At 65.9% G+C, this 15,066-nt stretch carries 14 protein-coding genes; 7 read left to right on the top strand and 7 right to left on the bottom strand.

All coding sequences use genetic code 11. The annotated features are described in order from the left end of the window. The first annotated feature begins 161 nt into the window (after positions 1–161). Positions 162–551, top strand: a complete 390-nt coding sequence (locus JOF47_RS01505; RefSeq protein WP_209995505.1) for a hypothetical protein — start codon at positions 162–164, stop codon at positions 549–551. 14 nt (positions 552–565) lie between these two features. Then, complete coding sequence (locus JOF47_RS01500) at positions 566–1,090, top strand: DinB family protein (protein ID WP_209995504.1); 525 nt, start codon at positions 566–568, stop codon at positions 1,088–1,090. 24 nt (positions 1,091–1,114) lie between these two features. Here the strand turns inward: JOF47_RS01500 and JOF47_RS01495 are convergent, their stop codons facing one another. The 4 genes from JOF47_RS01495 to hpaH all read right to left on the bottom strand — a co-directional run bounded on the left by JOF47_RS01495 (position 1,115) and on the right by hpaH (position 5,050). Continuing rightward, a complete protein-coding gene (locus JOF47_RS01495; protein WP_209995503.1) occupies positions 1,115–2,443 on the bottom strand; it encodes a cell division protein PerM in 1,329 nt (442 codons plus the stop codon). Positions 2,444–2,527: 84 nt separating this feature from the next. After that, the gene (locus JOF47_RS01490) at positions 2,528–3,274 is read right to left on the bottom strand and encodes a sulfite exporter TauE/SafE family protein (RefSeq protein WP_209995502.1); all 747 of its coding nucleotides are present in this window, start codon (positions 3,272–3,274) and stop codon (positions 2,528–2,530) included. 190 nt (positions 3,275–3,464) lie between these two features. Next, on the bottom strand, positions 3,465–4,280 hold the full coding sequence (locus JOF47_RS01485) for an aldolase/citrate lyase family protein (protein WP_209995500.1): 816 nt from the start codon (positions 4,278–4,280) through the stop codon (positions 3,465–3,467). Further along, complete coding sequence (gene hpaH / locus JOF47_RS01480; protein WP_210001300.1) at positions 4,265–5,050, bottom strand: 2-oxo-hept-4-ene-1,7-dioate hydratase; 786 nt, start codon at positions 5,048–5,050, stop codon at positions 4,265–4,267. The genes JOF47_RS01485 and hpaH overlap by 16 nt, the downstream gene beginning before the upstream one ends. A 168-nt stretch (positions 5,051–5,218) precedes the next feature. Between hpaH and JOF47_RS01475 the strand changes: the two genes are divergently transcribed. Further along, entirely contained in the window at positions 5,219–5,698 is a 480-nt protein-coding gene (locus JOF47_RS01475; RefSeq protein WP_209995498.1) for a hypothetical protein, read from the top strand. Between the two features lie 112 nt (positions 5,699–5,810). Here the strand turns inward: JOF47_RS01475 and JOF47_RS01470 are convergent, their stop codons facing one another. From JOF47_RS01470 to JOF47_RS01460, 3 genes are all read right to left on the bottom strand, one after another. Next, positions 5,811–6,542 (bottom strand): copper homeostasis protein CutC, encoded by a 732-nt coding sequence (locus JOF47_RS01470; RefSeq protein ID WP_209995497.1) that lies wholly within the window; start codon positions 6,540–6,542, stop codon positions 5,811–5,813. 3 nt (positions 6,543–6,545) lie between these two features. Beyond that, positions 6,546–8,084, bottom strand: coding sequence for a M81 family metallopeptidase (locus JOF47_RS01465; protein ID WP_209995496.1), 1,539 nt, complete (start codon positions 8,082–8,084; stop codon positions 6,546–6,548). Between the two features lie 88 nt (positions 8,085–8,172). Further along, positions 8,173–9,333: an ROK family transcriptional regulator gene (locus JOF47_RS01460; RefSeq protein ID WP_209995495.1), complete on the bottom strand. Its 1,161-nt coding sequence runs from the start codon at positions 9,331–9,333 to the stop codon at positions 8,173–8,175. 216 nt (positions 9,334–9,549) lie between these two features. Here JOF47_RS01460 and JOF47_RS01455 point away from each other — a divergent pair, with 216 nt between their 5' ends. The 4 genes from JOF47_RS01455 to JOF47_RS01440 are packed head-to-tail and all read left to right on the top strand — an operon-like array spanning position 9,550 to position 15,064. Beyond that, positions 9,550–11,391, top strand: coding sequence for a peptide ABC transporter substrate-binding protein (locus tag JOF47_RS01455; RefSeq protein ID WP_209995494.1), 1,842 nt, complete (start codon positions 9,550–9,552; stop codon positions 11,389–11,391). 57 nt (positions 11,392–11,448) lie between these two features. Further along, positions 11,449–12,450 (top strand): ABC transporter permease, encoded by a 1,002-nt coding sequence (locus JOF47_RS01450; protein WP_209995493.1) that lies wholly within the window; start codon positions 11,449–11,451, stop codon positions 12,448–12,450. Beyond that, positions 12,447–13,328 carry an ABC transporter permease gene (locus tag JOF47_RS01445; RefSeq protein ID WP_209995492.1) on the top strand — a complete coding sequence of 294 codons (882 nt, stop codon included), beginning with the start codon at positions 12,447–12,449 and terminating at the stop codon, positions 13,326–13,328. Before JOF47_RS01450 ends, JOF47_RS01445 begins: the two co-directional genes overlap by 4 nt. After that, on the top strand, positions 13,325–15,064 hold the full coding sequence (locus JOF47_RS01440) for an ABC transporter ATP-binding protein (protein ID WP_209995491.1): 1,740 nt from the start codon (positions 13,325–13,327) through the stop codon (positions 15,062–15,064). The genes JOF47_RS01445 and JOF47_RS01440 overlap by 4 nt, the downstream gene beginning before the upstream one ends. The last annotated feature ends 2 nt before the right edge of the window (positions 15,065–15,066 follow it).

Below are 15,066 nucleotides of genomic sequence, written 5' to 3'. Positions count from 1 at the left end.
GGGGATGCTTCCCCACTGGCGGAATCGTGAAACCAGGGTGCGAATCCGCTGCCCCGACTGGCGTTTCGATCCAACACCACAACAAACCATTATCGTATGGCCGGGAGGCAAGTGCTGCCACATCCAACCTAGGAGTTCGGATTCGGGACTAGTCTGTATCCATGGCCGTCAAACCGCTTTCACCGGGTGCCGATCCCGCGCGCCCGTTGTTCGCATGGGTGCGGGCGACAATCCTGATCATGGCCGTGGCCTATGCGGCGTCCTTCGCCCCCCTGCCGTGGCGGCTTGTCGGTTTGCCGTTCGCCGCCGCCGGGCTTGTCATCGGCTTCATCACCTGCCTCAAGGCCTTACGGAACCCGGGTGCCGGTTTCCTCCGGCTGGCGGCCCCCATAGCGACCCTGGCCTGCGGGTTGGTCGCCGTGACGCTGGGTGCCCAGGCCCTGTTCTACAAGCCAAGCATCGAGTACCAGCAGTGCATGGCGGATGCGTTGACCTTGAGCTCGCAGCAGCAATGCACCACCAACCTGCAAAACGAACTGGTACCCGATTAGCCAAGGAAGTCGACATGAGCGATCAACCGAATCCCGATTCCAAGGACTGGACCTGGGTCCTGGATTCCGTCTGCGACGAATGCGGGCAGGACGTGCGCGACCTGGACCCCGGAACCATTGCCGGGCTGGTGCGCGATTCCGTTCCACGCTTTGCCGCGGCCCTGCGACAGCCGGATGCCGGAACCCGGCCGGCCCCGCAGGTGTGGAGCCCGCTGGAATATTGCGCCCACGTCGGTGACATGTACGAGGTGATGAACCGGCGCCTGGAACTTATCCTCGGGCAGGATGAACCCACGTTCCCCAACTGGGACCAGGACGAGGCCGCGGTCCGCAACAACTATGCAGCGTTTTCACCCAGACTCGTTGCCGAGCGGCTGCTGGCCACGGCGGAGGCGTTCGCCGTCACGCTGGATTCTATGGGCGGTGCACAGCTTGAACGCACGGGTTTCCGCTCCAACGGGTCGGTTTTCACCGCCGCCACGCTGGCCAGCTATGCCTGGCATGACGCCGCGCACCACCTGCACGATATCGGGGCATAACTGCAGGGCCCCGGGCGGCGGTTGCTAGCCGTCGAGGACCGGGTCGTGCTCCAGCAACGGCGAGACCAGATATCCGATGGCTGTGCCGATCGCCACCTCGGCCGCCAGGAACGAGGCGGTCAGCAGGACGTTCGGGCCGATCTCCGTGTACCGGCCGATGCCCGCCGACCCGCTGGACAGCCAGCTTCCGGCCAGCGAAAGGATCCCCGCGGTCACCCCGACGACGATGCCCAGGACCACCGTGGACAGTCCGAGCGACACCCACCGCGAGCGGATTCTAAGCGAGATCCAATCGTCGAAGTGGTTCTCCCCCACGCGCAGGAAGTACCATCCGGCCATGAAGCCCGCGAAAACCGGGAGCAGCATGAAGGCCCAGGCGTAGGTCAGGTCCCCGGAAGGCAGTGCCGCCAGGATGGGGACCGCGGGCAGCGGTCCCACGGTGGTTTCCAACGGCGAAATCGTGCTGCCGACGCCAATGGTGAACCCGCCGCCGGTGATCCAGGCCAGGGTCCACAGCACCAGGTTGGGCATGACCCCGAGCTGGCCCATTGTCAGCACCGCGGAGCCGATGGGCCCGGGCCGCAGCTGCTGGTACACATTCGAGATGTCGACCCAGTGCAGGCCCAGGTTGATTGTCAGCAGCAGCGCGGAGAGCCCGAAGGTCATCATGTAGGCGAGGGTTCCGCCGCAGATGACGGCCCACAGGTAGGAGCCGGCCCAGCGCGAGTGCTGGGAGGTCTTGGAGATCCACGCCGCGGCGTCGAACCCGATGAGCCTGCCCCATGATCCCGCCTCGCGGCGGGCGCCGATGATGACGCCGGCGCCGGCGGAGATCAGCGGGATGGTGGCGGCCATCAACAACGTGGTCTCGGCCTCGTCGTTGTTGACCAGGAAGCCGGTGAAGAGCCCGCAGAGCAGGTAGACGCTCAGGGCGCCAAGGATGCCCTGCCACAGCTGGTCGGTGTAGGAGGCCCGCGCGATGCGACGCCCCGCACGCCAGCACAGGAAAAACGGGATCAGCGTCAGCCCCAGCGGGACGAAATTCAGCACACCGGCGAGGTCGGAGGGGTCGGTTCCGGTTCCCACCTGCAGCAAATACAGGGGAACACCGTGGATGAGCAGCCACGTCTGGCCGCTCATCTTCAGCACCGATTCGATGCTTCGATCCGCGAAACCGCCACTGAACCAGACTGCCATCCACGGGATGACCACAAGGAACGCGGAGAAGAGAGCCGCCTGCAGGAGCTCGAAGGCGCCCTGGAGGAACAACGGCATGGGCCAGCCGGTATGCAGCCGTTCACGCGCCGCGTTCAACGCCGCTGCGGCCGGCGGTTTTTTCTTCTTCTCACTCATTGATTCAATCGTGCCACCGATGCGCCCATGCACCGTTGATCGACGCGCACCAAGCCGGGCCCGGAGCCGGGCCCCGCGCCCGCGTCAGAGCGCACGCAGCCCGCTCACCAGGGCGGTCACCGCTCCGACGAATGCGCAGCACAGGACGAAGAACCGGGCGTGCTTGTCGCTGACCACCCGTTGGACCCGTTCGCCGATGAGCACCCCGCCCCAGATGAAGACCGCGACGGCAATCCAGGCCCAGGCGGGAAGCGCCGGCAATTGGTCCGGTACGGTCAGGAACTTCATCGCGATGCTGGCCAGGCCCGTCACCACGAAGAAGGGTTGCAGGGTCGCCGCGAAGGGACGCTGCGGCCACCGGGCCAGCACCGCATAGGCGCTGACGGCCGGTCCGCCGACGCCGGCCAGGGAGTTGGTTGCACCCGAAAGGAACCCCGCGGCGGCCTTGGGGACCTGGCCCGAGACCGTCACGTCGGCGCGAACCAGGATCAGGGAAAGCAGCAGCGCCAGGAGCACGACCGAGCCAACGATGATCGACAGCGGCGCCTGCGGCAGGCTGCCGGCCAGCAGCGCCCCGACCACGGAGCCGACAATGCTGAAGGGGGTGAGCCAGCGGAACATCGACCAGTCGATGTCTTTCCAGACCCGCGGAACGATGATGGCCGAGGAAACCACGCCGCAAATGTTGACGAGGAAAACGCCTTGGTGGGCACCGAGCGCAAGCACCAGGAACGGCGAAACCAGCATCGCGAACCCCAGTCCCGCAACGCGCTGGGCAATGGCACCGATGACAACCATGCCAAGCACCAGAAAAATAAGGGAGAGTTCCATTCAAGCGAGCCTAATCTGTTTTGTCCGGCCGCCTCGGGTCGGGTGAGGCACAACACACCGTGCGATCCGCGGGCCTGCCGGCCCCTCGGCGCATGGCAACAACGCAACGCGGACAATGCACGGGAACAAATGGCTGGCGGGCACCGCACCGGTCTCCCGGTGCGGTGCCCGCCCCCTTTCCTCCGGACAATCAGTAGCTGGCCGGGGTTCCGTTCTTGGTGGCTTCCGCGGAGACGAACTTCGCGGCAAGCGCCTCGGAACCGCGGGCCAGCAGGGCCACGTCGGCGCCGACTCCCACGAAGTCCGCACCGAGTTCGATGTACCGCTTGGCCGTGCCCTCGGCGAAGGCGTTGACGCCCACGAACTTTCCGGCGGCCTTGCCTGCGACAATGCTCTTCTCCACGGCCGCAACGACCTCGGGGTGGTCCTGCTGCCCGATCACACCCATGGAAGCAGCCAGGTCCGAGGGGCCGATGAAGATGCCGTCTACACCCTCGGTCGCCACGATCTCCTCCACGTTGGCCACGGCCTGTGCAGCTTCAATCTGCACGATCAACGTCAGGGATTCAGAGGCGCGGTCCAGGTAGTTCGGGATGCGGTTCCAGCGGGCAGAGCGGGCCAGCGCCGAGCCGACCCCGCGCACGCCCATCGGCGGGTAGTGGCAGGCCGCCACTGCGGCGAGCGCTTCCTCGGCGGTGTTCACCATGGGAACGATGAGCGACTGCACGCCCAGGTCCAGGTACTGCTTGATGAGAACCGTGTCGTTCACCGGGGGGCGGACCACCGGCACCACCGGGTAGCCGCGCACCGCCTGCAGCTGCGCCAGGATGGATTCAAGCCCGTTGGGCGAGTGCTCGGCGTCGATGAAAACCCAGTCGAAGCCGGCCCCGGCGCAGATTTCCGCGACCAGCGGCGAACCGGAGCACACCCAGATGCCGGCCAGCGAACGGTCGGCGGCGGACAGCGCGTCCTTGAAGGACGGGTCGGGGTCTATGCGAAATGACATGTCACGGTTCCCATGCGTCCGTAGTCGGCGAAGACGGTGTCGCCCTTGTCAACCCACATGGGGCGGGTGAAGGAACCGGCGAGGATGAGCTCCCCGGCGTTGAGCTTGTCCCCGTGCGCGGCGATCTTGTTTGCCAGCCAGTACACGCCGGCGGCCGGGTGGTTCAGGACGCCGGCGGCGACGCCGGTTTCCTCCACGACCTGGTTCTTGAAGAGGATGCCGGAGACCCAGCGCAGGTCGATGTCCGACGGCTTCATCGGGTTGCCGCCGATGACCATGGCGCCCATGGCGGCGTTGTCGGAGATGGTGTCGACGATGGTGCGGCCCTCCATCTCGATGCGGGAGTCGAGGATTTCCAGGGCCGGGATGACGTATTCGGTGGCGTTGAGCACGTCGAAGATGTTGGCGGTGGGGCCTTCGATGTCCTTGTTGAGCTTGAAGGCCAGTTCCATTTCCACGCGGGGGTGGGTGTACTTGTCCCATTCGAAGGTGCAGCCGGAGTCCAGGACCATGTCGTCGAAGATGATGCCGTAGTCGGGCTCGGTGATGCCGGTGGCCATCTGCATGGCGCGTGAGGTCAGCCCGATCTTGCGGCCTGCAAGCTTGCGGCCGTTGGCCTCGGAGCGCTGGCGCCACAGGTTCTGCACCTTGTAGGAGTCTTCCACGGTCATTTCCGGGAAGCGTGCGGTCAGTCGTTTGACGGGAACGCGGTCCTGTCCCGCCTGAACGAGTTCATCGGCAATCTGGGTGATGGTCTCATCATTGAGCATGCTGGCCTGGGCCCTTCCGGAGATGGAGATTTGTTGCTGGGCCCTCATCGGTAGTCCGGGCCACACTTGAACATGTTAGCCAATGGGTAGCGCAACTCACATTCCGCACAGCTACATGTCAATGAGTGGTTCACGCCCGGTTCATCTTCGGCTTCTAGCGTGGATCCCATGATCTGGAAACGACACAGCACGCCCGGCACGCAACACATGAGACCATTCCACGTTCCGGACACCACCGCGCAAGACTTGGCCGCCGCGCAAGAGCTGTACGGGTTGCTAATCGACAATCGCATCGAAGCAGCCGCCGACCTGTTTATTGCGGCGTTTTCCACCGGAGGCCCGGAGCAGGTCCGCATCGAGGAACTTGCCATGTTGCTGCTGCGACACGTCGGCGCCGAACCGAAGGCGGCGCACCGCACCTTCACGCTGTGCCTGGAGCCCAACGGAACAGCGGCCCGGGTGGCCCTGGAAATCCTGTGGCTCTGGGAACGGGCGGGGATCGCCAAGCTGTACCCCACCGATGCGAACATCATTTTCCCGCTGTTGCGGGGCAACCGGGCGCTTTCCAGCCGCTATCCCCTGACGGCGCTCTGCGAGGCCCTGGCCGCCCACGACCTGCCTGTCCCGGAGGTCCTGACCAGCCACTAAGAGCGGGCCAGATCGGCGCGTGACGGCCCCGGACGCAGACTGCACTGGATACAGACGGCGCTGCGGGCGCCCCGTCATGACGGGAACGCCCGCAGTTGAAAATGGTTCGTTGCTACTTGGCCTTTGCCAGCGCGCTTGCCGCGGCCGCGACCAGCTCAGGGCTTGTCACGTCGAAGGCCGCGTCCCCGCCGCCGGGACCCGAGGCTCCCCAGGTCGCTTGGGTGCGCGCGGAAAGGTGGACGCCGTCCAATCCGGCAAGGGCGGGGATGTCCTCGATCTTCACGCCGCCGCCGGCCTGGACCTGCGGGTTTCCCTGCGCCTCGGCACGCAATCGGTGCAACACGTCCGCACCGGCACCGGACGCCGGGGCGCCGCCCGAGGTCAGGATCCGGTGCGCCCCCAGGGTCCGAAGCTGGCCGATCAAATCGGCCATGGGCATCCCGTTTTCCAGCAGCACGTCCACGCAGCGGTGGACGGTGATCTCGATGGACGGATCCACGGAGTGCGCCGCGTCGATCAGTGCGGAGAGCACCGGCAGGTCCAGCGCGGCATCGCCCTCGGTCAACGCGCCGATCACGATGCCGGCCACTCCCGCGCGTGCCGCGTGGTTAATGTCCGCAACCATCAGTCCGACCTCGGCCGGGGTGTAGGCGTAGCCGCCGCCGCGCGGGCGGATCAGCACGTGGACGCCGATTCCCACGGCAACCACCTGCTCGATGGTGGCCAATGAGGGGGTCAGTCCGCCGGTGACCAGCGCGGTGCACAGCTCGATGCGGTCGGCACCGTTTTCCAGGGCGATCTGTGCGCCGGCCGCATCCTGGACGGCAATCTCGAGTTTCGCCATGGCCTAGGTTCCTGCGGGAATTGCCGGGAAGAGGGTCGCGCTGAGGTCCGGCGCGACCATGTCGGTGTCGAACGGGTACATCGGGCGTTCGATGTTCTTGTGTCCCAGGCGGATCAGGTCCTGGTCCACGCCGCCGGGGGTGAGCATCAGCATCCAGTCGGCCGCCAGCTCGAAAAGCTCGGGCTCCAGGTAGCCGATCTTGACGACGACGATGTCCGCGTCGGTGACGGTGAGTCCCGCCGCGGCGAAGTCGGAGATCTGGTGGTACGGCTTGCGGCGTTCGGTGATGATCGCCTCGATCGAGCCGACCTTGACCACCGCGACGCGGCCGGAGGTGGCATCGCCCTCGGTCAGCTGCAGCACGGTGCCCATGAGCATGGCCGGGCCCGAATGCACGTGGTCGACCAGCGCGCCGGCAGGCACGTCGATGGCCGAACCCGGGCCCGCGGCGAAGCATGCAGCGACGGCGTCCTTGTCGAAGACCGAGGCAACCACGGTGCGCGGGCCGCCCTCGGCGAAGCGCGGGTCGTTGATGAGCTGGGTCAGCGTCCAGGTGACGTCCCCGGAGCCGCCGGCGGTCGGGTTGTCGCCCGAGTCCGAGAGCACGTAGGGGCGCTTGGCCTCGGGCGCCAGGGCGGCGGCCAGGCAGGTGTCCAGGTCTGCGGCGGGGGCGACGAATTCGAAGTCGTCGCGGGCGTCCCAGTAGCTGGTGGCCAGCTCGGTGGCCTTGGCGGAGGCGAGTTCGGCGTCGTCGCCGGTGACGACCACGGTGGCGTAGCAGCGCGGCTCGTCGGCCCAGGCGTAGCCGACCCAGATCGAGGCGTCGACGATGCCCTCGGAGGCCTCGATCGGCAGGATCGCCTCGTAGATTCCCTTGGCCGGTTCCAGCCGGGTGGAGGTCTTTTCGCCCGGAAGCAGGACCGGGATGCGCACGAACGCCTTCGCCGGTGCGCCGGTGCCGTCGACCAGCCTGGTGATCAGGTTGGCCATCGCACGGGTCTTGGTTTCCTGCTCGTCCTCGTGCGGGGCCATGCGGTAGCAGGTGATCAGGTCGCAGTTTTCGACCAGGTCGGCGGAGACGTTGCCGTGCAGGTCCATGGTGGCGGAGATCAGCGTGCGCGGGGCACCGGCCTTGGCGCTTGTCTCATCCAGCGCCGCGCGCACGGCGCGGGTCAGGTCCGCCTCGGCGTCCTGGCGTCCCACCACGGTCATGGCTCCGTGGATGTCCAAGAAGAAGCCGTCGAACGGGCCCTGGGCGTGGATCATCTCGATCAGCTCGGCCTTCAGCGTCTCGTACACCACCGGTTCGACCATGCCGCCGGGCAGCGAGCGGGCGTGCACCAGCGGAACCCAGGTGGCGCCGTCGGCGACGGAGGCATCGTGGTTTTCGTGTTCCGGAGCCAGCACCGTGTAGCGCGAGAGCAGCACGCCGTCCTTGGTGAAGTTGAACGCCTCGAAGCCCGAGCGGTGCGGGGAGAAGTTGGACGCTTCAATGGACATGCCGCCGGTGCCGATGCGTGGACGGGTTGCTGCTGCGCTCATGAGAGTGGGGCTCCTTGTGCAAACGAGGGGTACATATTTTGGGGTGTTGAAACTACGGGGCGGGCAAAAGCCTTGGCCGCCGGGACGTTCAGGCGCCGGTGGATTCGGAGAACCTGGCCGGAAGGGTCGGCTGGTTCAGCAGGTGGATGATGGCCAGTTCCGCGGCGCCGACGAGTCCGGCCTCGCTTCCCGCGTGCGCCGCCTCGACGCGCAATCCGGCCGTGGCCAGCGGAAGGCAGCGTTCGTAGAGCTGGGAGCGGACGGCCGCCACGTAGACGCTGGCGCCGGACAGTGCTCCGGCGAGGTAGACGTCTCCGGGGTTGAAGAAGTTCACGACGGTGCTCAGCGCCAGGCCGAGCTGGCGGCCGGCCTCTCGCACCACGCCGTTTGCGGTCGGGTCACCGTCGCGGACCATGTCAAGGACCTCGAAGATGTCGCTGGTCTCGATGCCGACCTTGGCCAGGTCGCGCACTATTGCGGCACCGGAGGCGATGGTTTCCAGGCAGCCGCGGTTTCCGCAGGAACACATGCGGTCTGCCGCGGCCTCGACCTTGGTGTGGGTGATGTCACCGGAGGCGTAGGTGGAGCCCCGGTACAGCTGGCCACCGACCATGATGCCGGTGCCCACTCCGGTGCCGGCCAGCACGGTGATGGAGTTCGCGGCCGCGTCCGGACGCGAGAGGTACTCCCCCAGCGCCGCGAGGTTTGCATCGTTGTCTGTGATGGCCGGGACGCCGAGCGCCGCCTCGAGCAGCGCGCCGACATCCTGGTTGTGCCAGCCCGGCATGCGCGAGGGTGCCACCACGACGCGGCGCACGGCATCGACGGGGCCGGGCAGGCAGATGCCGACCGAAAGCAGGTCGCCGCCGTCGGCCTCCAGCATGGAACGGATTCCCGCGGCCAGCAGCTCGACCGTCGCCTCGGGACCCTGGGTCACGTCGATGGCTATCGACGTGGTGGACAGGATGGCACGGGAAAGATCGGAGAGCCCCAGGTGCGCGTGCTTGGCGCCCATGGAGATCACGGCCACCCGGCCGGTTTGGTAGGAAATCGAGAGCAGTCGCCCGGGCCGTCCGCCGCGGGAGGGGGCGGAGCCGCCCTCCTGGACAAGGCCGGCCTCCATCAGGTCGTTGATCTTTGCCGAGATGGTGGAGGGGGCCAGGCCCATTTCCTTGGCCAGGGACGAGCGGGTGACCGGTTCCACGGCAATTCTGCGCAGTACGTCAACTGCAAGGTCTCCGGTGCTCATGGGCAACTTCTTTCGATTCGCATAACTTCTGACTTTGGCGTCTCAGCAGGGGTTTTTCGCCTATTCGATTCGAATCGTTATCTTTCCGAGATGCGCAGGACCCTACTTGTGCTCTATATTACACATAGTTCATCCATTTCAGATCATACTTTGTTCGATGGCGAATTAATCGAGTTATGGCAGCACCCCCACATCTACTTCAGGAGAGATCGCTCAATGTCTAACGATCGCAAACGTTTGAAAGTTGGTCTTGCCGCGGGCATCACCGCTTTCGCATTGCTGCTCACCGGCTGCGCCGGTGGCGGTGCTGGTGAAACATCCGGCGCTTCGGGCAGCGCAGCCAAGGTAGCGGCAGGCGTCGATACCGACACGATCAACTACGCACTTCCCCCGAATGCAACCCCCAACTGGATCCTTCCGATCGGCACCGCCGGCAAGATGGCGACCCACAACTACTCCATCTCCCAGTCCATCTGGTCCCCGCTGATGACCTTCGACGGCTCCAAGGGCGAGATGAAGCTGGACCTGGAAACGGGCATCGCCGACAATATGGATTACGCAGCCAACGGCAAGTCGGTCACCTTCCACCTGCGCGACATGCACTGGTCCGATGGCACCGCCATCACCACGCGCGACGTCGAGTTCTGGTTCAACCTCATCAAGGCGAACAAGGAAACCTGGGGCGGCTACAAGGAAGGCCGTCTTCCGGACAACATCACCAAGATCGACTACACCGATGACAAGACCTTCACCCTGAACTTTGACAAGGTCTACAACCAGGACTGGATGTCTTCCACGCAGCTGATCTCGATCCGCCCGCTGCCGCACCACGCCTGGGCCAAGACCAGCGACGAGGGCAAGGTCGGCGATGCCGACCGCACCGAGGCCGGTGCCAAGGAGATCTTCTCCTACCTGGTCAAGAACTCCGAAGACATGGCCTCCTACGCCACCAACCCGCTGTGGAAGACGGTCTCCGGTCCGTTCGCCCTTGGCGCCTTTGACAACGCCGGCAAGACCACGCTGAGCAAGAACGAGAAGTACGACGGCAAGGACGCCGCCCAGGTCACCACCGTGAACCTGCTTCCGTTCACCTCGGCCGACGCCGAAGTCAACCTGTTGCGCTCCAAGGGCGTCGACTACGGTTACATCCCCACCTCGCTGATGGACCAGAAGACCCAGTTCGAGTCCAACGGTTACCAGATCGATCCGTGGGAAGGCTGGGCAGTCACCTACATGCCCTACAACTTCAACAACCCGAAGATGGGCACCACCTACAAGCAGCTCTATGTGCGCCAGGCGCTGCAGTCCGCCATCGACCAGCCCACCATCTCCAAGGTGGTCTGGAAGGACGGGGCAAACCCGGTCTACGGCCCGGTTCCGCAGGACATCCCGTCGCCGTACCTCTCGGACGCCCAGAAGAACAACCCGTACCCGTTCGACATCGAGAAGTCCAAGAAGCTCTTCGCCGACCACGGTTGGAAGCCGGGAGCCGACGGCGTCCTGGTGTGCGAGGAAGCCGGCACCGCCGAGAACCAGTGCGGCGAAGGCGTCGAAAAGGGCACCAAGATGGAAATGACCATGATGGTCCAATCCGGCTCGGACGAGGCAGACAAGCAGTTCGCCGCCATGCAGTCCTCCTTCCGCGACATCGGCGTTGCAGTCACCTTCGACCGCGCCCCGCTGAACACCGTGCTGAACCGCACCGCCCCGTGCGAGGCCGACTCGGCCGACTGCGACTGGGAATTCTCCTACTTCGGTGCCGCCGGCTCCTGGTACTTCCCGGCCTACCCGACCGGCGAGCGCATCTTTGCCACCGACGCCTCGGTGAACTTCGGCAACTACTCGAACACCGGGGCCGACAAGCTCATGGACGATGCCCTGGTCACCAACGACCCGGCCACCATGCAGAAGTACTCGGCCCTGTTGGCCGAACAGCTGCCGGTGATGTGGCTGCCGAACCCGGTCTACCAGGTTTCGGTCATCCGCGACGGCATGGTCGGCACCACGCAGGACCCGACCGCCAACTTCTTCCCGCAGCGTTGGGGTTGGAACAAGTAATTCGGGCTAACTAGTCCAACAACCGGGCTTCGGCCCACCAAGAAGGGAGAATCGTCGATGTCGACCACAACCACCGCCATTCGCGATAGCTCAGGGATTCGGCTGTTCAGTTGGTTTTTAGCCAAAAGACTTGTGCAGGCGGCGGTCGTCATCGCGATCGTCTCGGTTATTGTGTTCCTGCTGCTCCAGGCCCTGCCCGGCGGTCCCGCCCGCGGCATCCTGGGCCAGCAGGCCACCGAAGCCCAAATCGCGGCTTTCAACCACGAGCAGGGTTTCGACCTGCCGCTCATCCAGCAGTACTTCAACTACGTGGGCCAGTGGCTGCAGGGTGACCTGGGCCGTTCGTTCGTCATGAACACCGATGTCTCCGCGCTCATCGCCCAGCGCCTGCCCAAGACCATGGTCCTGGCCGTCGCCGCGATCATCGGCGCCCTGCTGGTCGCCATCCCGCTGGGCATGGCCCAGGCGTTGCGCCGCAACAAGGCCTTCGACTACGTGATGACCGGGCTGAACTTCGTGGTCTACTCCACCCCGAGCTTCTTCCTGGGCCTGCTGCTGATCATGTTCTTCTCGCAGTACCTCGGCTGGCTTCCGGCCAGCGCGCCGCAGGGAGACACCGTGGCCGAGGTCCTGTCCCAGCCCAGGGAAATGATCCTTCCGATCCTCACCAGCGGCCTGGCCGGCGTGGCGACGTTCTCGCGCTACATGCGTTCGGCGACGATCGACAACCTGCATGAGGACTACGTCCGCACCGCCCGCGCCAAGGGCACCCCGATGGCCAAGGTCGTCTCCCGCCACGTGCTGCGCAACTCGCTGACCCCCGTGGTCACGATGCTCGGCTACTACCTGCCCGTCATGTTCGGCGGCGCACTGGTCGTCGAACAGCTCTTCAACTACCCGGGCATGGGCCTGCTCTTCTGGAACGCGGCGCAGACCACCGACTTCCCGGTCCTGCTGGGTTGCGTGCTGGTCATCTCCGTGGCCACGGTCATCGGCTCGCTGCTCGCAGACATCACCCAGTTCATTCTCGATCCCCGCGCCCGTGGAGGTGTCAAGTGAGTACAGCAACCCTGAGCCGTTCGGCTTCCCCGAAGTCCCCCGCCGCCCGCGCGGTGCGCCAGTTCTTCTCCAACAAGCTCGCGGTCATCGGCGTTGTCATCGTCGTCGCCCTGATGATCTTCAGCTTCATCGGGCCGCTGGTCTACCAAACGGAGCAGGTCTCCACCAACCTCATGCAGGCGGACCTCAAGCCGGGCGAAAACGGCCACCCGCTGGGCACCGACGGCCTGGGCTACGACGTGCTGGGCCGCCTGATGATCGCCGGCCGCACCTCCATCCTGGTCGGCCTGGCCGCGGGCGTGCTCGCCACCATCCTGGGAACCCTCTGGGGTTCGGTCGCCGGCTACATGGGCGGCCGGGTCGATGCCACCATGATGCGCATCGTCGACGCCGGCATCGCCATCCCGGGCATCTTCCTGCTGCTTGTCATCTCCGCGATCGTCCGCCCGAGCGAATGGATGATGGTGCTGATCATCGGCGCCGTGTCCTGGCTGGTCCCGGCCCGCCTGACCCGGGCCGAGGCGCTGTCGCTGAAAAGCCGCGACTACGTGCTGGCCATCAAGGCCACCGGCGGCAGTAACGCCCGCGCGATCCTGCGCCACATCATCCCCAACACCATCGGTACCGTGGTGGTCAACGCGACCTTCCAGGTTGCCGACGCGATCCTGCTGATCGCCTACGTGAGCTTCCTGGGCATGGGCCTGCAGCCGCCGGCGACCGACTGGGGAGCCATGCTCACCGACGGCATCTCCTCGGTGTACTCCGGCGCCTGGTGGCTGATCTTCCCCGCAGGTATTGCCATTGTTTTGATCGTCAGCGCCTTCAACTTCATTGGTGACGGCCTGCGCGACATGTTTGATGTACGAGGCCAGTCATGACCAGCATTCTCCTAGATACTCCCAACGTCCCGGCGCTGAAGGTCGAAAACCTCGTCGTGGACTTCAAGACCAAGAACGGCGTCGTCAACGCGGTGCGCGGGGTTTCCTTCTCCGTGGACCGCGGCGAGGTGCTGGCCGTCGTCGGCGAATCCGGCAGCGGCAAGACCATCACCTCGCTCACCACCATGGCGCTGCTGCCCTCCACCGCCCGCACCGCCGGTGTGGTCGAGGTCGACGGCCACGACGTCCTGAACGCCTCCGAGGCGGACATGGACTCCAAGCGCGGCAACGTGGTTTCCATGGTGTTCCAGGAGCCGATGACCGCGCTGAACCCCTCCATGAAGGTCGGCAAGCAGGTCGCCGAGGCCATCCTGAACCACCGCGGCCTCTCCAAGGCCGAGGCCATGGCCCGCGCCGTGGAACTGCTGGACCGGGTGGGCATCCCGGACCCGGCCGTCAAGGCGCGGAACTTCCCGCACCAGCTCTCCGGCGGCCAGCGCCAGCGCGTGGTCATCGCCATCGCGCTGGCCTGCGACCCGACGCTGATCATCGCCGACGAGCCCACCACGGCGCTCGACGTGACGGTCCAGGCGGAGATCCTCGAGCTGCTGCGCAACCTGGTGAAGGAAACCAACACCGCGTTGCTGCTGATCACCCACAACATGGGCGTCGTCGCCGACTTGTCGGACCGCGTGGTTGTCATGAACGCCGGCAAGGTCATCGAAACCGGCACCACCGTCCAGGTGCTCACCGAACCGGCGGAGCCCTACACCCAGGCGTTGCTGGCGGCGGTTCCGACGCTTCCCGAGGCCCAGTGGGATGCCATCTTCGCCGAGGAACGCACCGGCGAACCGCGCCACGCGGAGCCTGCAGGGAACTCCCCGCTGGTCGATCCGGTGCTGGACATGCGCGAGGTCTGCGTCGACTACACCAGCGGCGGACGCAAGCTGCGCGCCGTCAACCAGGCCGGCCTGGTCATCAACCGCGGCGAAATCGTCGGCCTGGTGGGCGAGTCCGGCTCCGGCAAGTCCACGCTGGGCCGCGCCCCGCTGGGCCTGGTCCCGGTGACCGGCGGCGAAATCACCCTCTTCGGTGGGAACGTGCTGAAGGCCTCGACCCGCGAGATCCGCAAGCTGCGCTCGCGCATCGGCATCATCTTCCAGGATCCGGGCGGATCCCTTGACCCGCGCATGACGGTGGGCGACTCGATCGCCGAGCCACTGGTCATGCACGGGGTCAACGGCAAGCGCCCGGGCCGTGCCGAACGCGACGCCCGCGTGCGCGAACTGCTCGAGGCGGTCCGCCTCCCGGCAGCCAACGCCAACCGCTACCCGCACGAGCTCTCCGGGGGCCAGCGCCAGCGCATCGGCCTGGCCCGCGCCCTGGCCCTGGCCCCGGAACTGCTCATCGCCGACGAGCCGACCAGCGCCTTGGACGTCTCGGTGCAGGACGAGGTGCTAACCCTGTTGCTCGACCTGCAGAAGGAACACGGCTTCGGCTGCCTGTTCATCAGCCACGACCTCGCGGTGGTGCACTCGGTGTCCCAGCGCGTCACCGTCATGCAGCACGGAAACGTGATCGAGTCAGGCCTTTCCTCCAAGGTGCTCCAGCGCCCGGAGGCGCCGTACACCCGCCACCTGCTGGCATCGGTTCCATCGCCCAACCCCATCGTGCAAAGGCAGCGCCGCGAGGCGCGCACCGCATTGTTGTTGTCCTCCGGCACCCGGGGTTCCTAGCG

This window comes from Paeniglutamicibacter kerguelensis (genome assembly GCF_017876535.1).
GTDB classification, from domain to species: domain Bacteria; phylum Actinomycetota; class Actinomycetes; order Actinomycetales; family Micrococcaceae; genus Paeniglutamicibacter; species Paeniglutamicibacter kerguelensis.
Note: the sequence above shows the minus strand (reverse complement) of the source record. Positions and strands in the feature narration are given on the sequence as shown.